This is a genomic window from Halomonas sp. JB37 (assembly GCF_002332255.1).
Lineage (GTDB): Bacteria > Pseudomonadota > Gammaproteobacteria > Pseudomonadales > Halomonadaceae > Vreelandella > Vreelandella casei.
Window position 1 is genome coordinate 1,403,255 of sequence record NZ_NRGW01000001.1, and the last position, 19,483, is coordinate 1,422,737.

Below are 19,483 nucleotides of genomic sequence, written 5' to 3' on the forward strand. Positions count from 1 at the left end.
GTGAAAGCCTATAAATGAGATGTTAGCAAAGGAAAGCGCAGTGTCCAGCGCAGCCCGCCCAGCGTAGAAGCAGAGGGCGTTAGCGTTGCCCCATGCGCATTGATTAGCGCACTGGCAATTGACAGGCCTAAGCCGCTGCCGCCGCTTGACCGGTTACGTGAGCCCTCTACACGGTACAGCCGCTCGGTTAAGCGCGCCAGTTCTCCCTCGGGCACCCCGGGCGAGCTGTCTTCCCAGGTAACGACTGCAAAGCCCTGCTGCGCGGTAAGCGTAACGCGCAGCTCTCCCGGTGGTTGGGTGTAGGCGCAGCTATTATCCAACAAGTTGTTCCATAGCTGATGCAGGCGCTGGGCATCGCCACGTACCATTATGCCAGGAGCGATCTGCTCCGTCAGCGTTAAGCCGCTGTCCATTAACCAGCGGTCTGCGTCGGCGAGGCGGCTGACAAGACAGTCGCTAAGGTCCATCGGTGCAAGTTGGATATCCAGCGCACCTGCATCGCTTTGTGACAGCAGGCGTAAGTCAGTGACTAGGCGTTCCAACTGGCTAACTTCTTGAGCAAGCGAGCTGAGGTTCTCCTGGTTGAGAGGGCGGATGCCATCTTGCATCGCTTCAATTTCCCCACGTAGAACGGCCAACGGCGTGCGCAGCTCGTGCGCCGTGTCGGACACCCAGCGTGCTCGGGCATCGCGGCTAGCTTCGAGCGTTGCGGCAAGTACGTTGAAATCTCGCGCCAAACGCGACAGCTCGTCGCGGCCACGCTCAGGCAATCGAGTCGTATAGTCACCTTCTGTCAGTCGCAGCGTGGCGCCCGCGAGTGCCCGTGTACGCCGCCCTAACCACCAGGACAAGCCGCCCGCGAGCAGGAGAGAAGCTACACATAGCGATATTACGATCAGGGTAAGATTGCGCTGTTGGCGCTCAAGGAAGCGGCTTTCCATACGCTCCATCATCTCGCGAGGAGGTCGAAAGCCCAGCGAACCGATCGTTTCCTCGGCGCTGTGCAGGTTCAGCCAATGCCAGTTGCCTGAGCCTGCCTGGCTGCCATTGGCAGGCACTAAAAAACGGCCCTCAGCATCACGTAGCGCAAAATCCCGCGCTTCACCTAGTGGAGAGGGGCGGTCTTGATGCTCTTGGCCCAGTTCAAACCGCACAATAGATGCCCAGCGTTCCGGGGATTGCTCCAACCACTCCCAGCTCTCTTGGGTCTCCCAGCGTGTTATGAGGCCATCTGCCAGCAGTGTTGCCCGACGCTCTTGCGCTTGGTTGAGATAATCGTAAAAGCCGCGGTCAATGCTGTAGGAAACCGCCATAAACATGCTTACTGAGATGGCCACATTGACGCTCAGGATAATCGCAAATAGTTTGAGCCCCAGCCGGGAAGGGCGCCATTGACGTAGTGGCCCATGCAACGCCATCACTGTGTGCTTCCTGCTTGGCTAGGCTGACGCGGCGCGCTCAGCCGTTCTCGAACATTTTCCATGCCTAAGTAGAGGCAGGGCACCAGAATTAGCAAAATAGCGGTGGCAAACAGCATGCCAAAGCCTAGTGAAATCGCCATAGGAATCATGAAGCGCGCCTGTCGTGACGTCTCTAGAATCATCGGTGCCAGCCCTAGAAATGTCGTCAGCGTGGTCATCATAATGGGGCGGAGTCGACGCGTGGCTGCGGCCACAATGGCTTCTCTGGCTGCCATTCCCTCGCGGCGTTTGCGGTTGGCGTAGTCGATCAGCACCAGCGCATCGTTGATGACCACGCCGGAAAGCGCGAGCATTCCCAGCAGGCTGATAATGGAAAGCCCAAAACCCATGATCATATGACCGGCCACCGCGCCGACGATACCGAAGGGGATCGCTGCCAGTACCAGCAGCGGCTGCGAATAACTTCTAAACGGGATAGCCAGCAGCGCATAGAGCGCGGCAATCATTAACCACATGGAGGTTTTTAACGTGGCTAAGTTGTCGGCGGTGTCCTGCTGGCGACCGCCCATGCTGACCTCTAGCCCCGGCCAGGTCGCTTCCAGCGTGGGGAACACCTCGTCTTGTAACGTGGCGAGCACCTGGTTAATGGCAAGGTCGTTTTCAGAGTCCGCAGTGACGGTAATAATACGTCGCCCGTTAATGCGCTCAAGACTGCTGGAGGCTTGGCTAATGGTGATATCCGCAACGCGAGACAGGGGCACGCTCAGCCCGTCAGGGGTGCGTACCGGCATGCGGTAGAGGGCGTTCAAACTGTCGCGATTATTGTTAGGTAAGCGTACCTCAACGCTAATTTCGCTACGTCCTACGTATTGCTCTAGAGCGGTCGCGCCCTGTAAGGGGCCGCGCAGCGCCTGTGCTAAGTTGTTGCCGGTTAGGCCCAGCGAGCGTCCTTCTGATGAAAGGCGTATTTCTAACTGGGGCTTACCGTCGCCCAGGCCGCTATCGATATCGGTAAGCCCATAGCCGCTCAGCGTTTCGGCTAACCGTTCAGCGGCGGCTTCAAGCACCTGTGTATTGGGGTGTGAAAGTCGCAGACTCAGTGCCGCACCGCTGCCGGGGCCGCCTACATCGGCTTCAAAGCGCACTGATTGGGCGCCTAATAAATCGCCGGTTAGGTCGCGCCACTCGCGGGCAATTCGCGATGGCGGCCATGCTTCCAGGCTTTCGCTGGCAATGTCGAGGCGAACCTCTAGGCTTTCACCATCCAGGCGGCTGCGCGAGCTGCCAAAACTGAGCGTTTCTTCGCGTTCGCTAAGCTGCTCTGCGGCGTCAAGAAGCTGTTGGCTGAGTTCACGACTGATGCTGATATTGCTACCAATCGGCAGTGTGACCGTCGCCTGCACCTGGTCTGATTCGACGCGGGGCATGAGGGAAAACCCCAAGCGCCCGCTCATTGCCCAGGAAAGGGCGACCAACAGCACCGCAATGCCCAGCGCAATGCTGAGCAAACGCTGGTTAAGGGCACGCTGTAGGAATGGCTCAAACTGATGGTATGTGAAATGGTGTAAACCACCTTGAAGGCGTTGGCGAAGTGCTTCTAATGGGCGCTGCCACGCAGGCGTATTGCGCGGCTTGCGACTATGTGCGAGGTGGGCGGGAAGAATCACCAGTGCCTCCAGCCAGGAAATTAAAAATACCGTGACCACAACGACCGGTACCGTCGCAAAAATAAGCCCCAGAAAGCCGGGTAAAAACAGTAGTGGCAGGAACGCGACGATATTAGAAAGAATGGCGAACGTCAGCGGCGTGGCAATTTCGCTAGCCCCTTTAACCGCTGCATCGCGCAGTGAATAGCCTTCTTCACGGTAGCTATAGATATTCTCGCCGACGATGATGGCGTCATCCACCACAATGCCCAGGGCGATGATAAAGGCAAACATCGACATCATATTCAGCGACACGCCAATCCAGGGCAGAAACAGCATTGCGCCTAGGAACGCTGTTGGGATGCCCAGCGTGACCCAGAATGCCAGACGGGCTTCCAAAAACAGCGCCATGAGTACTAATACCAGCGCTAGCCCCATCCAGGCATTTTTCAACAACAGGCTAAGGCGGGCTTCATATACCTCTGAACTGTCTCGGGAGATATCAAGGCTAACGCCCTCTGGCAGGCCTGAGCGTAACCGCTCAAGCTCACCGTTGACCGCTTCAGAGATGCTGGTCGGGGTTTGGTCGCCAATTTGATAAACATCCACTGAGAGCCCGGGTTGACCGTTATAAAACTCTTCGCGGTCGGTCTCGGCGAAGCCGTCGCTGACTGTCGCGATGTCGCCCAGCATAATGGGCGATCCTTGTGCGCTGGTCAGAATGGGTAGCTCGGCGAAGGCCTCGGCACTGTTACGCCGGCCCTGATAGCGAATAAGCCATTCGCCTTCTGCCGTCGTCAGCTGACCACTGGCAAGGTCAAGCGCCTCTTCGCCAATGCGAGTAGCCAGCTGCTGATGATCCAAGCCATAGCGCTCGATAGCTTCTTCATCCAGATGAACTTGAATCTCTCGTTCGCGGTTACCCGATAGCTCTGCGCGAGATATGCCGTCGGTCGCCTGGAGCTCACCGCGTATTTCTTCAGCGGCGTCGTGTAGCGCCTCTAGGCCTACTTGGCCATATACCTGCAGGCTCAGTACGCTTCGCGAGCGCCCCGCAAGTGTAAAGCGGGGTGGATCGGCGGCACTGGGCAAAGTGGTGATAGCATTTACCGCCTGCTGGATATCCTGATAGGCGCGCATCACGTCAACGCCATCAATCAGCGAGGCGCTGACGTTGGCGCGCCCTTCACTGGCCGTCGCGGTCAGCTCATCAATGCCTTCTACATTGGCAATCGCGGCTTCCATCGGCAGCAGCAGGCTCTGTTCAACGTCTTCAGGCGTCGCCCCCGGGTAGCTGATAGACACTTGCACCACTTCAATATCAAACTCAGGAAAGACTTCTTTCTTAATCGCCAGCGAGGCCATTAAGCCGCCCACAATAAACAGCACCATGAGTAGGTTAGGTGCTACCCCGTGATCGACCATCCATGCCAGTGGGCCACGCGGTGTCTTCATGACCCGTCTCCCTCTTGAGCCGGTGTATCGCTGGGGCGTCGGATGCGCACGAGCTGGCCTTCGCGGGGCTGGGTTAAGCCTGCGGTAACGACCCGCTGACCTGCGGTCAGGCCGCTGCGGATCAAGGCATCATCTTCTCCGCGATAAGCCAGGGTCACCGGCGTACGGCGCAGGCGATTCTCCTCATCTACCTGCCAAACGATGTCGCCTGGGCGCAGCGCGGCAGAGGGTACTGAAATGAGCTGGTGCTGAATGGTTGGTTGGAATGAAACACGCAGAACATCACCCAGGCGCAGGGCAGGGCCATCGCTTTCTAGTGCGAGCGGGTCGCTAACGGCGATTAACAGCTGTGCCTGTAAACCGTTTTCTTCCAGGCTGGGTAACATCGATACCAGCGTGCCTTCACGCGTCGCGTCTTCAGACCAGCCGCGGCTGGTTAAGGTAATCTGGCTGCCCATTTCCAACCACTCGGTCCACTCGCTGGGCAGGGAGGCGCGTACCCAAAATTGCTCAACGCCCACTAAGTGCACTACTTCCGTTCCCTGGCTAAGCAGGCTGCCAGCACCCACTAAGCGCGCTTGTACCATGGCGCGCCATGGAGCCACCAGGGTGGCGCGTTCAACGTTAAGCGCTGCCTGATCTCGGGCCACTCGCGCCTGGGTCACTTGGGCCTGGGCTTGGCGCAACTGCGGTTCTCGCAGAACCAGCGCACGGCGCTCGGCAGAAAGCTGGCGGCCAAAAGACTCGTATTCGCTGCGTGCGCGCTGCTGCTCTGCCTGCTCTAGTGCCAGCAGGGCTTGGGCATTGGCTAGCTGCGCCTGCGCATCCTCAAGAGTAAGCGCGAGATCGGCCTGATCAATATAGGCGACCGGCGCCTGCTGCTCGACGACTTGTCCCGGCACAACGCCTGGTGCAAAGCGCTCAAGCTGGCCCGCCACACGGCTGGCCAGCATAGTTTCTTGCTCTGCCTCGACGCGGCCAAATCCATATAGATGGGGCGCCTGGGTGCTCGCAGAAATGCTCATCACGTCTACCATGCTGGGCAGTGGTTCTGGTGGTGCAGTACGCTCAATGCGGGGTGGCTGAGTCATAATCCACCAGGCGAGCATGCACGTGCCGATAAGAATCAATAACGCAACTACTGCACCCAGACGAATACGGCCTTGCTGATAAGAGGAGTGAGACGACGAGAAGGAGCGTATTGAGGTCATTACCGCGCGTTATCCATGTGCTAAGAGCGAAAATTCCAGAAAAATGAGCGTATGATGCTAGCATCACGCATTGTTACGCAGCGATTAGTCAAGCAATGTGCAAATACCATGCAATTGATATCTAATTCATATTCATTTGGTATCAATAGACTCACTGGTCTACTTTAAACGTATGAAAAATACCGCAACGCGCGACAAGCTGATTGATAGTGGTGCCCAACTGATCAGCCAGCAAGGCTACAACGCAACGGGCATTAATGCTGTTTTAAAAACGTGCGGCGTGCCTAAGGGCTCTTTTTACCATTACTTCTCTAGTAAAGAAGATTTTGGGCTGGCAGTGATTGAACGCTTTGCCACCACGTATGACGCCTCGCTAGTGACGCTGTTGGAAGATAGCAACACGCCGCCTTTAGAGCGCCTGAGGCGCTATTTTGCATCAGGTCGTGACTATATGCATGAGTGTGATCACGCCACTGGCTGTTTGATTGGTAATCTTGGACAAGAGCTTTCAGGCCAAAGCGATACCTTCCGTGATGCGCTAAACCTTGTATTTCAGCGCTGGGAACAGCGGCTGGTGAACTGCTTGCAGGACGCTCAAACGCGGGGTGATATTGCTACTCACACTGCTCCAGAAGCGCTTGCTAGCTTTATTTTAACCGGCTGGGAAGGTGCTATTTTACGCGCCAAAACGTTGAAATCTGTCGAGCCCATGGATCATTTTGAAACTATTTTGTTTAAGCAGGTGCTGGTGCCGTCCTAATGGCGGGCACGAAAGTGGTGCTCATCAGCGGCCACATCGTTTTGAGTCGCGGCTATTAGAGCATCATCAATGGACGGATCATCCAGCGCTATTAAGCCACACTGCGTTAGTGCTTCGCGAAGACTCACCTGTTCATCCAAACGCTGATATACCACCCGCACACAGCAGGGCATACGTTCGCTGTTATCAGCTACGCCCATTTTTAACCCCGTTAAACGCGTCACCTGGCTCTGAAAGCTCGGAAACAGGATGGTCTGTGTGATTTCATGACCGTTAAGCGTTTCATGATCGACCAAGAATAGCCGGTCAGCCAGTTTAACTGCTGTGCCTACATAGCGATTGTGGCATGAGCGGTTGCCGAGCATGGCCTGCATCCGCTCGGTGCGCTGATAGACTACGCCACCCTCCCGTGCTTCTAAGCAAACTAAGGTACGCATTAACTGGCCTGGTCGAGACATTGAATGATAAAGCTCAAAGTAGCGGCCAATGTAGCGTTCCATGGTTTCACTGCCCCGCTGCACCAATGCGTTAGGCCAGGGTAAGGTTGCTGGGCTTGCTTCTGACGTTAGTTGGCCGGTTTGAACCAGTGTACGAAAGTCATGATGGGGAAGGGCGATATCCTCAGTAGTGACGCCGAAAAAGTGGCAAATGCGCTGCAGTGCTGCGTGATTGGGTCGATAACGTCCACTCAGGTAACGATTAAACTGGGCGCGATTGATCGTTAAACGCCGACATATCTCTGCAATAGACGGATAGTAACTGCAGAGCAGGCGCAGGTTGGCCACAAAGTCGTCATGCATGGGCAGCTCGGCTTCCTCTCTTGGTTTCGTGACTGCCTAATGTGATGCCTAACGCGTGATAGTGCAATGGCTTCCTCTCGCCAGGAAGCCTTCAACGTAGCGGCTTTCTGGTGAATAAGGTTATGCTAGCACTATATACAGCCAGCCGACTTTTGCAGTAAATCAGGAGCGTGTTATGTTTCATGGGTTTGAAAAAACGAAGCGTCGCGTTAACGGCATCGAAATGACTTTTCGCATGGGCGGCAGTGGCCCTGCGCTGCTGTTGCTGCACGGTCATCCGCAGACCCACGTGATTTGGCATAAAGTAGCGGCGTCGCTTGCCGAGCATTTTACGGTGATAGCGGCTGATCTGCGTGGTTACGGCGATAGCAGTAAACCTGACGATGATACCGAGCATCTCAACTATGCCAAACGCACCATGGCGAACGACATGGCGGAGCTCATGACGGCATTGGGTTTTGAGCGCTTTAAAGTGCTGGCCCACGATCGAGGCGCCCGCGTTGCTCACCGGCTAGGCGTTGACCATGCTCAGCGAGTAACGCGGATGGTGCTGCTGGATATTGCGCCTACGCTGGCCATGTATCGTGGCACGTCAGAGGCTTTTGCACGCTCTTACTGGCACTGGTTCTTTCTTATTCGCCCGCAGCCGCTGCCAGAAATGCTGATCAGCAGCGATCCTGCCCAGTATCTAAAGAGCGTCATGGGAGCGCGTAGCGCCGGTATGGCGCCTTTTTCAGCCGAAGCGCTGGCGGAATACGAACGCTGTTTGTCACTGCCCGGTACCGCCTCCGGCATTTGCGGCGACTACCGCGCCAGCGCCACGATCGATTTAGTGCACGACCAGGCGGACATTGATTCAGGCATTAAGCTGAGCTGCCCATTGAAAGTGATGTGGGGAGCTGAAGGGGCAATCGAAGCTTGCTTCGATGCCTTGGGCGAATGGCGCAAAGTGGCCTCTCACGTTGAAGGCAAGTCGCTTCCCTGCGGCCATTATATTGCTGAAGAACTTCCCGAGCAGCTGTTAGAAGAAGCATTACCGTTTTTGCTCAAGGCATAGCCCTTCAAAACTGAGCCCTTCAAAACTTAGCGCTTGATCTTGCTGATAATCAGCGCTGCGTTAACGCCTCCAAAGCCAAATCCATTGCATAGCACATGCTGGGTGGAATGATCGCGTGGGCTGGCGGTGACAAAGTTTAAGTCCTGCATCTCGTCGTCGCAGTGCTCAAGGTTAATGGTTGGCGGCATTTGATCAGTCATCGCGGCCATGACAGAAAAAATGCTTTCTATACCTCCGGCTGCCCCTAACAGGTGGCCTGTAGACGACTTAGTGGCTGAAATCGGTATGTTGGGCAGCAGGGAGCCAAACACGTTGCGTAACGAGGCGATTTCAGCGCGGTCGCCAACCGGCGTGGACGTTGCGTGGGCGTTGATATGATTAATGGCATCTTTGGAAAGGCCGGCCATGCCAAGAGCTGCTTGAATTGCTAGGGCTGCACCTCCACCATCTTCTGGCCCGGCGGTAATATGGTGTGCATCCGCGCTAGTGCCGTAGCCGCTAATGACCGCCAGCGGTGTTGCGCCACGAGCAAGGGCATGATCAAGCGTTTCTATCACTATAACGCCCGCGCCTTCACCCATCACAAAGCCGTCACGGTCTTTGTCGAACGGTCTAGAGGCACGCTCAGGCGTGATAGATTCAGTGGAAAGCGCTTTTAACGCGTTGAAGCTGGCCAGCGAGAGCGGGTCAATGCATGCCTCTGCACCGCCGACGAGTGCCACATCGGCTTCACCGCTGCGGATAATGCGCATGCCATCGCCAATGGCTTGCAAGCCTGCCGCACAGGCCGTTACCGGGCAACCTAACGGGCCTTGAAAACCATAGCGAATCGACAGGTTGCCGGCTGCCAGATTGGCTAAAAAAGCGGGTACGGTGAACGGCGATATTTTTCGATAACCGCGTTCTGCGAGTGTTTTTTGCGCTTGAGTTATGGTTGGGAAGCCGCCTATGCCTGAGCCAATAATCGTCGCTGTTCGGCGCTTTTGGGCGTGTTCCGATGGTTGCCAGTTGGCCTGTTGCAACGCTTCCTTAGCGGCGGCTAGCGCATACAGGCTAAACAGATCCAATTTGCGGCGTTCTTTCGGGTCGGCAATACTATCCAGATCAATCCCGCCGGCCGGGTCATGGCGGTGTTCAGGAACGACGCCGGCAATTTTGATGGGAATATCGCTGGTATCGAAGCGGCTGATCGTACTGATGCCGGACTGGCCTTCTAACAGTCGTTCCCAGCTTGTATTAACGTTGTTTCCTAACGGGCTGACCATGCCCATGCCGGTAATAACAATAGGTGATTGCATAGCGATTCCAGAGTTATTGATGTCGCCACCCTAGCACCAGACAAGATATGATCAAGATCATATTTTATTGGTATACGACGAGGTAACTATGCCTTATCCCCAAAGCCATAAATCGAAAACGAAAGCGCGTATTTTGGCCTCTGCTGCGGAGTTATTCAGCCGTAAAGGCTTTCAGAAGGTATCAATTGGCCAGATCATGAAGCTCGCAAAGATGACTCACGGCGCCTTTTATACGCATTTTGCTTCAAAAGAAGCGCTCTACAACGAGTCAGTGCGTCTTACGCTGGATAAAAGCCAAACGGCAAGGTTGGTAAAAGGGCCGCTATCGGTGCAGCACCTGACGGATCTAGTTGCCAATTATTGCAATCTCCAAGAGCTGGTAAATAAGCACGAACCGGGCCCGGAAGCGGTGCTTTTCAATGAGATTGGCAGCGAAAAAGAAGAAATTCGCACCCTGTTTGAAGCCTCTTATTCACGCATGAAAAAGATGCTAGAAACCCGTCTTATGGCGCTAGGGAAGTTGAAGAAACTGCCCTTCGCCAATGACCGTAACGTGATTGCTGATAAGGCTAGGGTCATATTGGCATCGTTGATAGGCGCTGTGGCCATTGCCAAAAGTTTGCCTGGAGAAGCCGAGAGCAAACAGGTGCTGACGGCAACGCAGCGTCAAATTTTACTAATGATGGGCGTTAGTGAAAACGAAGCAGAAAACATGCTGCATGGGTAATAACCCGCCTCGCAGATGATTTTTTAAACGCTTCTTAATATTTTATGGGCAAGCTGAGCGGGAGTTAACGTATACAAGACGAAACAGGGTAAAAACTGGATAATGGCAGCCAATCAGCCTACGGCCCTGTTTATTCAAATGCCTAGCCAAATTCATTACCCCCGGATGCTCGTACATGGAAATTAAAGTTAACTATCTCGATAACCTCCGGCTAGAGGCTAAGTTCGACGACTTTACGGTCATTTCTGACCAGCCTATCCGCTATAAAGGTGATGGTTCGGCGCCGGGTCCTTTCGACTATTTCCTGGCGTCATCCGCCATGTGCGCGGCCTATTTTGTGAAGGTGTACTGCAACGCGCGGGATATTCCTACCGAGAATATTCGCCTCTCGCAGAACAACATCGTCGATCCAGAAGATCGCTATAATCAAATCTTTAAAATTCAAGTCGAACTTCCGGAAAATATTTCTGAGAAAGATCGCCAGGGCATCCTGCGGTCTATTGACCGCTGCACGGTTAAAAAAGTGGTGCAAGCCGGTCCTGATTTTCAAATTGAAACGGTTGCAAACATTGATGAGGATGCCCAGGCGCTACTGATGGGCGCGCCGGAAGGTGGCAGTACTTACATTGAAGGCAAAGACTTACCGCTAGAGCAAACCATCGCCAATATGAGCGCGATGCTGGCGGAACTGGGCATGAAGATTGAAATCGCCTCTTGGCGCAATATCGTGCCTCATGTTTGGTCACTGCATATTCGCGATGCCGCCTCTCCCATGTGTTTTACCAACGGTAAAGGGGCGACCAAAGAGAGCGCCCTATGCTCGGCACTGGGTGAGTTTATTGAGCGCTTAAGCTGTAATTTTTTCTACAACGATCAGTTTTTTGGCGACGAGATTGCCAACAGTGAGTTTGTTCACTACCCCAATGAAAAGTGGTTCCTGCCGGGGCCGGGTGACGAGCTGCCCGCCGAGATTCTCGATGATCACTGCCTAGCTATCTACAATCCCGAAGGCGAGCTGTGCGGTTCCAACCTGATTGATACCAACTCCGGTAACGAGGCGCGGGGCGTTGTTTCGCTGCCCTTTGTCCGCCGCTCTGATGGCGAGACAATCTACTTTCCCTCGAATCTGATCGAAAACCTGTTCCTGAGCAACGGCATGAGTGCCGGTAATACGCTGGTAGAAGCGCAGGTGCAGTGTCTTTCCGAAATTTTCGAGCGAGCGGTAAAGCGTGAAATCCTCGAACAGGAATTAAGCCTGCCGGATGTACCGCAAGACGTGCTGGCGAAATATCCGAGCATTGTGGAAGGCATTAGCGCGCTGGAGGCTCAAGGCTTTCCTGTGCTCGTCAAAGATGCCTCCATGGGCGGGCAGTTCCCGGTGATGTGCGTCACCTTGATGAACCCGCGCACCGGCGGCGTGTTTGCCTCCTTTGGCGCCCATCCAAGCTTTGAAGTGGCGCTGGAGCGCAGCCTGACCGAGCTGTTGCAGGGCCGCAGTTTCGAAGGCCTGAACGATCTGCCGCTACCGACGTTTAATTCGCAGACGGTTTCCGAGCCCAATAACTTCGTTGAGCACTTTATCGACTCGGTAGGTGTGGTGTCCTGGCGCTTCTTTAGCGCCAAGCCCGATTTTGAATTCAGCGAGTGGGACTTCTCCGGCAGCAACGAGGAAGAAGCTGAGACACTGTTTGGTATCTTTGAAGAGCTGGGTGCCGAAGTGTATATGGCGGTACACGAAGACCTGGGCGCGCCGGTGTGCCGAATTCTGGTGCCGGGCTACTCGGAGGTATATCCCATCGAAGATCTGATCTGGGATAACACCAATAAGGCGCTGGATTACCGCGAGGATATTCTTAATCTGCATCGCCTCGACGATGATCAACTGACTGACTTGGTCGAGCGGCTGGAAGAGAGCCAGATGGATGACCACACCGATATCATCACGCTGATCGGTATCGAGTTTGATGAAAACACCGAGTGGGGACAGCTGACGATTCTGGAACTGAAGCTGTTGGTCTACCTGGCGCTTGGCCGTCACGAAGAAGCGCTGGACTGTGTTCAGATGTTCCTGCAGTACAACGACAACACCGTCGAGCGCGGCCTGTTCTACCAGGCGGTGAACGCGGTGCTGGAAATTGTGTTGGATGACGAGCTGGCGCTTGAAGATTATCTGCATAACTTCCAGCGCATGTTCGGCGAAGCCACCATGGTGGCGGTGGTTGGTTCAGTGAGTGGCGAGGTACGTTTCCACGGCCTAACGCCCACTAACATGCAGTTAGAAGGCCTAGAGCGCCACCAGCGCTTGATTGAAAGCTATAAAAAGCTCCACGCTGCTCGGGCGGCGAAAGCGGTTATTTAAGCCCCCCTCAACAGCGAGATAAGCCGATCTGCTGGCGTTACGGCGTCAGGAAAGAAGGTTTAGGGTGCGTTAAATACAATTGAGTTATGCCACTGTTACTTGTTGGTATCAGTGGCGTGACAGTAACTGCTTCTCTACGATATCTACGAACGCACGCGTTCGTGACGAAATGCTTTTCCGATCTGGATGGATCGCGACGATTTCAAGCGGTGCTGGTTTAAGATCTAGCTCCAATTCGATCAGATCACCTGTCTCAATGCTTTCCTTGCAAAACTCATACGGAATGATCGCGAACCCGACTCCAGCGTGGGCACCGGCGATGAGCATCAAACTACTGTCAACGCGATAGCGAGTGGGTACATCCAGAGCGATGGTTCGGCCTTCCTCATCAATGAAATGCCAGGGGTTCGCCTGTAGCGCTGTTAATGTCGAGATGCAGGGTAACTGCCTGAGTTCCTGCACCGAAGCGGGCTGGCCATAGTCGGCAATGAGCGAAGGTGCGGCGACCACGGCACTCCGCATGCTGACCAGTGGGCGAACCACCATGCCGCTATCGGACAGTTTGCCACGGTGGTAGCAGATCGAGACATCCACGTCCCTCCTGATAGGGTCGAGGGGCGCCATGCTGGTGATACAGTCGATGGCGATGTCCGGGTGGTCGATCACAAAATCAGCGATACTTTCATTGAGCCATTTGACACCGAATTCGGAAGGGATGGCGACAGTAATCTTACCGCTCAGGTTGCCATGTCGACCCTTCATCTCATGCTCGACTTCCTCTAAGTCGCTGATGATGTCCTCTGCCAGATGATACAGACGCTGGCCCTCAGCGGTAAGACGTAAGTGTCGCGTATTTCTCAGTACTAGCTGATGGGATAGCTGCCTTTCTAGCTGTTCAAGGTGGCGTGCCACAGTCGATTTGGGAATGTTTAACGCCTTGGAGGCCGCAAGGATAGAGCCTTGCTTAGCGATAACAATAAAGACTTTAAGGTAATCAAGGTTCATAGGCTCAAATCCGGGAAAGTGTTTCCAAGCTTACTGCGTTGTCAGTATCCGGGCAAAACATTACCCTCTTTAAGGGTTAGGCGGCAGGCCGCTTATAAAGTTTGTTTTATTTTATTTTGAATAAAGGCGCGACACTATGAGCGACGTTGTCAGCAACATTGTCGATGCGGACCCCATTGAAACAAATGAGTGGCTGGATGCCTTGTCATCGTTGACTCACTACGAGGGCCTGGATCGGGCGCGTTTCATGATTCACCGGTTACTTGAAGCGGCCGGTAAAAGCGGTGTGTCGTTCGGCGGTGGATTTGCGACGCACCACCGTAACACTATTGCTCACCAGGAAGAGCCAGATTATCCCGGCGACCTGGCACTGGAACGCAAGATACGGTCGGCAGTTCGCTGGAACAGTGTTGCCATGGTGGTGCGCGCCAATGCTAAGGATAAGAGCCTCGGTGGTCATCTGGCTAGTTACATGTCGAGCAGCACGCTCTACGAAGTCGGCTTCAACCACTTCTTCCGTGCGGCATCGAAGGATTTCGCCGGCGATCTTATCTATTTTCAGGGCCACATTGCGCCGGGTATTTATGCACGCTCCTTCCTTGAGGGACGCCTGACCGAGAGCCAACTGGATCGTTTCAGACAAGAGGTTGGGGGCGAAGGGTTGTCGTCTTACCCACACCCCTATCTGATGCCAGACTATTGGCAGTTTTCGACGGTATCGATGGGCTTGGGGCCGATTCAGGCGATCTATCAGGCGCGTTTGATGAAGTACATGGATAATCGCGGACTACAGCCTCTCCAGAACCGTAAAGTCTGGGCGTTTCTCGGCGATGGCGAATGCGACGAGCCGGAAACGTTGGGTGCGCTCAACGTGGCGAGCCGGGAGCGCCTGGATAACCTAATCTTCGTGATCAACTGCAATCTGCAGCGTCTCGACGGACCGGTGCGTGGCAACGGTAGCGTGATGAGTGAGCTGGAGCGGACCTTCCGGGGTGCCGGTTGGAATGTGTTCAAGGTGGTCTGGGGGAGTACCTGGGATCCCTTACTGAATGAAGATCGCACCGGTCTTTTGCAGCGGCGCATGGACGAAGCCGTCGATGGCGAATACCAGAACTTCAAGGCGCAAGGCGGGGCCTACACACGGGAGCATTTCTTCGGCAAGTACGATGAGCTGGCGGAGCAGGTTGCCTCTTTATCGGACGAGGAAATCCAAGGACTCATTCGTGGCGGACACGATCCGGTGAAGGTCCATGCCGCTTATCGTGCCGCCCTGGACGCTGATAATGGCCGTCCTACCGTGATTCTGGCACATACCGTGAAGGGCTATGGCATGGGAAGCGAGCATGGTGAGGCGGACATGGAAGCTCATAACATCAAGACCATGACGGCTGAGGGCTTGAAGAAGCTTCGCGATCGTTTTCAGGTGCCTATTACCGACGAGGAATTGCAAGGCAGCGGCATGCCTTATTATCGCCCGGCGCCGGACTCGCCCGAGATGCGCTATCTACAGGAGTGTCGCGAGCGCCTGCATGGTTTTCAGCCCGCGCGGCGCACTGATCACGAGACATTGACGATTCCCTCGCTTGAGGACAAGCCATTCGTTGCTCAACTAAAAGGCACCGGGGAGCGCGAGGTCTCGACCACGATGGCCTTCGTACGTGTGCTGAGTGGATTGACCAAGTACAAGCCACTACGCGAGCGAATCGTACCGATTGTTCCTGATGAGGCACGGACGTTCGGTATGGAGGGCATGTTCCGCCAATTGGGTATCTATGCGCCGGAAGGCCAGAAATACGAGCCGGCCGATGCTGGGCAGATCATGTTTTATCGCGAGGATCAGGCTGGCCAGATCCTCGAGGAAGGTATCACTGAGTCTGGGGCCATGTCGTCTTGGATCGCGGCGGCGACGGCTCATGCGAACCATGGCACGATGTTGATTCCCTTCTACTTCTTTTACGCGATGTTCGGCTTCCAGCGCATCGGTGATCTCGCCTGGGCTGCTGGCGACATGATGTGCCGGGGGTTCATGGTTGGCGGCACGGCGGGGCGGACCACCATTAATGGCGAGGGGCTGCAGCATCAGGATGGCCACAGCCATCTGTTCGCTTCAGTTATTCCTAATTGCCGTACTTACGACCCTACTTATGCTTATGAAGTCGCGGTCATTGTGCGCTATGGCCTGCAGGAAATGTATGAGCGAGGCAAGGATATTTTTTTCTATCTGACGGTGATGAACGAGAACTACTCGCACCCGCCTATGCCTGATGACTGCGAAGAGGGCATCGTGCGCGGCATGTACCTGCTGCATCCGGGAGAGGCTGATGATGACAAACCACGGGTTCAGTTGCTGGGCAGCGGCGCGATTCTTCGCGAAGTCGAGGCAGCGGCCGAGATACTGCGCGAAACACATGGCGTGACCGCGGACGTATGGAGCGTTACCAGCTTCAACGAGCTTCGTCGCGAGGCGCTCGACTATGATCGCCGTCGCTTCCTTGCCCCGGGTGAGCGCCAGGTGAGGCCTTGGGTAATGCGCCAGTTATTCGATCGTCAAGGCCCGGTGGTCGCGGCCACCGATTCTATTCGTTTGTATGCCGATCAGATCCGTGCCTGGGTGCCGAGTGATTTCCACGTGCTGGGAACCGATGGTTTCGGGCGTTCCGATACACGTGAGGCGCTGCGTCGTTTCTTCGAAGTGGATCGCTATCACGTGGTGACGATGACGCTTTGGGCATTGGCCGAACGTGGTGAGATAGCACCGCACGTCGTTTCCGAAGCGATGACACATTACGGCATCGATCCTGCTGCGCCTAACCCGCTTGATCACTGAAGTGCACCCGAGTATGAGCCCACATGTGGTGGAAGCGAATTAAAGGACGAGGAGCGCTACAGTGCTTAAGGAAATGATACGGGTACCCGACATCGGTGGCAGCGAGAACGTGCCGGTCATCGAATTGGCGATCAGCGAAGGCGACGAGATCGACGCGGAAGATACGTTGATCACACTGGAATCCGACAAGGCTTCCATGGACGTGCCCAGCCCTTACAAGGGCAAGGTGGTCGAGGTTTCGGTCAAGGAGGGCGACAGCGTTTCCGAGGGAGACCTGATTGCTACCTTGGAGATTGCCGGAGAAGGTGACAACGAAGGTAGAGATGCTAGCGAAACGGCGGCGGGAGATACATCCAGCAGCGCCGAAACTAATGCGGAGGCTCAGAAACCGGCGAAACCACCTGCTGGCGAGAAAGCCGACGTCAGTCAGCAAAAGGCGAACGCGTCCCAGTCGGCGTCGGCCAAGACCGTGGCGCAGCCGACGGGCGAGCCGAGCCTTGATGCGTGTCACAAGCACGACAAGAAGACCGCCGGTGCGCACGCCCATGCCGGGCCGGCGGTACGCATGCTGGCGCGTGAACTGGGCGTCAATCTGGCCCAGGTCACGCCCACCGGACCCAAGCGCCGCGTGTTGAAGGAGGACGTTCAGGGATACGTCAAGAACACCCTTCAGCAGCGCTCCAGCGATGCCGGAAGCGCGGCCGCGCCGACGGACGGTGTGGGCATTCCGGTGTTGCCGGACATCGACTTCAGCCAGTTCGGCGAGGTCGAGGAAAAGCCCTTGGGTCGCTTAATGAAAGCGGGCGCAGCCAACCTGCATCGCAGCTGGCGCAACGTGCCGCATGTCACGCAGTTCAACGAGGCGGACATCACCGAGCTCGAAGCCTTCCGCAAGTCGATGAAGGGCGAGGCCGAGGCTCAGGGCGCCAAGCTCACGCCGCTGCCGTTCCTGCTCAAGGCCTGTGCCTACGCGCTGCGCCAGTATCCGCAGTTCAACGTCAGTCTGAAGAGTGACGGCGAGACCCTGGTGTGGAAGAAGTACGTGCATATCGGCATCGCCGTGGACACGCCGGACGGCCTGATGGTGCCGGTGATCCGTGACGTCGATCGGAAATCGCTGATCGAGCTGGCCAAGGAATCCGCCGAGCTGGCCGGCAAGGCGCAGTCGAAAAAGCTCAAGCGCGAGGAGATGCAGGGCGGCTGCTTTACCCTCTCCAGCCTCGGCTCGATCGGCGGCACCGCCTTCACGCCGATCGTCAACGCCCCGGAAGTGGCGATCCTTGGGATCTCCAAGTCGCAGAGGAAGCCGGTCTGGAACGGGGTCGAGTTCGCGCCGCGGGTGATGATGCCGCTGTCGTTGTCTTACGACCACCGTACGGTCAATGGTGCGGATGGGGCCCGCTTCACGGACTTCCTGGCCCAGGCGCTGAGCGATATCAGAACGCTTTTGCTGTGATTTTGCCCAGCTTGCTTTAGGGTTAAATTCGCTAAATTTACTCCAACCCACCTATGAGAAGATCATGAAACTTTATTATGCCACTGGAACCTGCTCACTTGGGCCGCGTATTGTCGCACACGAACTGGGCATCGAGCTGGAATCTCAAAAGGTTGATATCAAAAAACACCATACCGATAACGGCAGCGACTACTGGCATATCAACCCCAAAGGCTATGTGCCTGCTCTTATGACTGATGATGGTTATCTGCTTACAGAAAGCGTGGCCATAATGCAATATTTAGCCGACCGGGGCTCTCCCGCTAATCTGAATGCCGAGCGAGGGTCTTCCTCGTTTTATCAGCTCCAAGAGTGGCTCACATTTATCAGCACGGAATTACATAAGATGTTTAGCCCTTGGCTGTTTCATCCGGAATACGGCTCCGAGGCGCAACAGGTTGCGACGCAGAAAATTTATGAGCGCTTTGACATAATCGATGCGCACCTACAAGATAAGCAGTATCTTCTTGATAACGAATTTTCTCTCGCTGATATTTATTTATTCACGATTGTGCGATGGGCAGGTTTGTTCAATATGGAATTGGTGTCATACCAAAACTTATCAAGCTTCCTGGAACGTATCTCCAATCGTTCTGCCGTTAAAAGTGCGATGCGAGCCGAAGGTATAAACGAATTTTAGCGGCATTGTAGGCTGTTCGCAGGGCTTGCTGAGGTGCCGGTGCCATGACAAATCTGGCTAGCACGAGTCCCAGGTGAGTTCTCAAATATAGTAAAGGAAATGAAATATTATTGGGGAGTATTAGATATAAAATGGTGCCAATTATTGATGCTTCAGTTTTTCTAGGCATGCATCATGAAAGCCTAGAAGTCAGAGAGAAATGTGTAGAGATAATTGTACGTAATTTTGATGGTGGACTAGAAATAAATCTTGAACAAATAGGCTTGTGTGACAACGTTATTTGGCAGCGCTCCAGAGAAGAACAAAACGCCTATTATCCATTTATGAGCTACCTTCATACGGTTATGGAATTTAAACGTATTCCCTATGCGGATGAAGCTTACCAGCTTGCAGCTATTGACTATAGGCTAAAACACCTGCCTATGAAAAAAGCAATTCTTGCGTGCCATGTCCTAGCAGGTGAAAGAGGATTATATACTCTTGACGATGATCTGAAAGATATGGATCTATTGTCCGATTATATCATGCCGATCATTTCTTCGAGTGAAACTGAGTATTTTTTTAGTGAGCCTTTAAATTTATTTTACAAAAAAAGCTTAATGCTGAAGCTGAAGTCGGAGGAGATAAGTATCTAAAACTATATATCGACGAACTCAAGCTATGAGGCCTCAAGTTCTATGCGCAACGCTATTAACGGGGACTGTTATTACTCCAGTTAATAGCAAGTATATTTGCAGGAAAATTGTTAGAAGCTGTTGTGTTTTAAAACTTATCAATATAAT

The 19,483-nt window shown here is 54.5% G+C and carries 13 protein-coding genes and 1 pseudogene; 8 read left to right on the top strand and 6 right to left on the bottom strand.

Going from position 1 to position 19,483, the window contains the following annotated elements:
* Window positions 1–8: 8 nt before the first annotated feature.
* From CIK78_RS06545 to CIK78_RS06555, 3 genes are read right to left on the bottom strand one after another with little or no spacing between them, the layout of a single operon-like run.
* Entirely contained in the window at window positions 9–1,418 is a 1,410-nt protein-coding gene (locus CIK78_RS06545) for an ATP-binding protein (protein ID WP_096278363.1), read from the bottom strand.
* Window positions 1,418–4,522: an efflux RND transporter permease subunit gene (locus tag CIK78_RS06550; protein ID WP_096278365.1), complete on the bottom strand. Its 3,105-nt coding sequence runs from the start codon at window positions 4,520–4,522 to the stop codon at window positions 1,418–1,420. Before CIK78_RS06550 ends, CIK78_RS06545 begins: the two co-directional genes overlap by 1 nt.
* On the bottom strand, window positions 4,519–5,733 hold the full coding sequence (locus CIK78_RS06555) for an efflux RND transporter periplasmic adaptor subunit (protein WP_096278367.1): 1,215 nt from the start codon (window positions 5,731–5,733) through the stop codon (window positions 4,519–4,521). Before CIK78_RS06555 ends, CIK78_RS06550 begins: the two co-directional genes overlap by 4 nt.
* Before the next feature lie 172 nt (window positions 5,734–5,905).
* Between CIK78_RS06555 and CIK78_RS06560 the strand changes: the two genes are divergently transcribed.
* On the top strand, window positions 5,906–6,493 hold the full coding sequence (locus tag CIK78_RS06560; protein WP_096278369.1) for a TetR/AcrR family transcriptional regulator: 588 nt from the start codon (window positions 5,906–5,908) through the stop codon (window positions 6,491–6,493).
* Here CIK78_RS06560 and CIK78_RS06565 read toward each other — a convergent pair.
* Window positions 6,490–7,293: a helix-turn-helix transcriptional regulator gene (locus CIK78_RS06565; RefSeq protein ID WP_096278371.1), complete on the bottom strand. Its 804-nt coding sequence runs from the start codon at window positions 7,291–7,293 to the stop codon at window positions 6,490–6,492. The two genes, CIK78_RS06560 and CIK78_RS06565, sit on opposite strands and share 4 nt — an antisense overlap.
* A gap of 175 nt (window positions 7,294–7,468) precedes the next feature.
* On the opposite strand from CIK78_RS06565, the gene CIK78_RS06570 reads away from it, so the two are divergent.
* Window positions 7,469–8,350, top strand: a complete 882-nt coding sequence (locus CIK78_RS06570) for an alpha/beta hydrolase (RefSeq protein ID WP_096278374.1) — start codon at window positions 7,469–7,471, stop codon at window positions 8,348–8,350.
* Between the two features lie 26 nt (window positions 8,351–8,376).
* Here the strand turns inward: CIK78_RS06570 and fabF are convergent, their stop codons facing one another.
* On the bottom strand, window positions 8,377–9,648 hold the full coding sequence (gene fabF, locus CIK78_RS06575; RefSeq protein ID WP_096278376.1) for a beta-ketoacyl-ACP synthase II: 1,272 nt from the start codon (window positions 9,646–9,648) through the stop codon (window positions 8,377–8,379).
* 88 nt (window positions 9,649–9,736) lie between these two features.
* Between fabF and CIK78_RS06580 the strand changes: the two genes are divergently transcribed.
* Window positions 9,737–10,375 (top strand): TetR/AcrR family transcriptional regulator, encoded by a 639-nt coding sequence (locus CIK78_RS06580; RefSeq protein WP_096278378.1) that lies wholly within the window; start codon window positions 9,737–9,739, stop codon window positions 10,373–10,375.
* A 175-nt stretch (window positions 10,376–10,550) separates the two neighbouring features.
* Entirely contained in the window at window positions 10,551–12,734 is a 2,184-nt protein-coding gene (locus tag CIK78_RS06585; protein ID WP_096278380.1) for an OsmC domain/YcaO domain-containing protein, read from the top strand.
* A gap of 108 nt (window positions 12,735–12,842) precedes the next feature.
* Here the strand turns inward: CIK78_RS06585 and CIK78_RS06590 are convergent, their stop codons facing one another.
* Window positions 12,843–13,739, bottom strand: a complete 897-nt coding sequence (locus CIK78_RS06590) for a LysR family transcriptional regulator (protein WP_096278382.1) — start codon at window positions 13,737–13,739, stop codon at window positions 12,843–12,845.
* A gap of 136 nt (window positions 13,740–13,875) precedes the next feature.
* Between CIK78_RS06590 and aceE the strand changes: the two genes are divergently transcribed.
* The 4 genes and pseudogenes from aceE to CIK78_RS06610 all read left to right on the top strand — a co-directional run bounded on the left by aceE (window position 13,876) and on the right by CIK78_RS06610 (window position 19,336).
* Window positions 13,876–16,566, top strand: coding sequence for a pyruvate dehydrogenase (acetyl-transferring), homodimeric type (aceE, locus tag CIK78_RS06595; protein WP_096278384.1), 2,691 nt, complete (start codon window positions 13,876–13,878; stop codon window positions 16,564–16,566).
* A gap of 67 nt (window positions 16,567–16,633) precedes the next feature.
* A pseudogene (aceF, locus tag CIK78_RS06600) lies at window positions 16,634–18,022 on the top strand (dihydrolipoyllysine-residue acetyltransferase); the annotation flags it as partial.
* Between the two features lie 64 nt (window positions 18,023–18,086).
* The gene (gstA, locus tag CIK78_RS06605; protein ID WP_096278386.1) at window positions 18,087–18,701 is read left to right on the top strand and encodes a glutathione transferase GstA; all 615 of its coding nucleotides are present in this window, start codon (window positions 18,087–18,089) and stop codon (window positions 18,699–18,701) included.
* Between the two features lie 131 nt (window positions 18,702–18,832).
* A complete protein-coding gene (locus tag CIK78_RS06610) occupies window positions 18,833–19,336 on the top strand; it encodes a DUF6190 family protein (protein WP_096278388.1) in 504 nt (167 codons plus the stop codon).
* The last annotated feature ends 147 nt before the right edge of the window (window positions 19,337–19,483 follow it).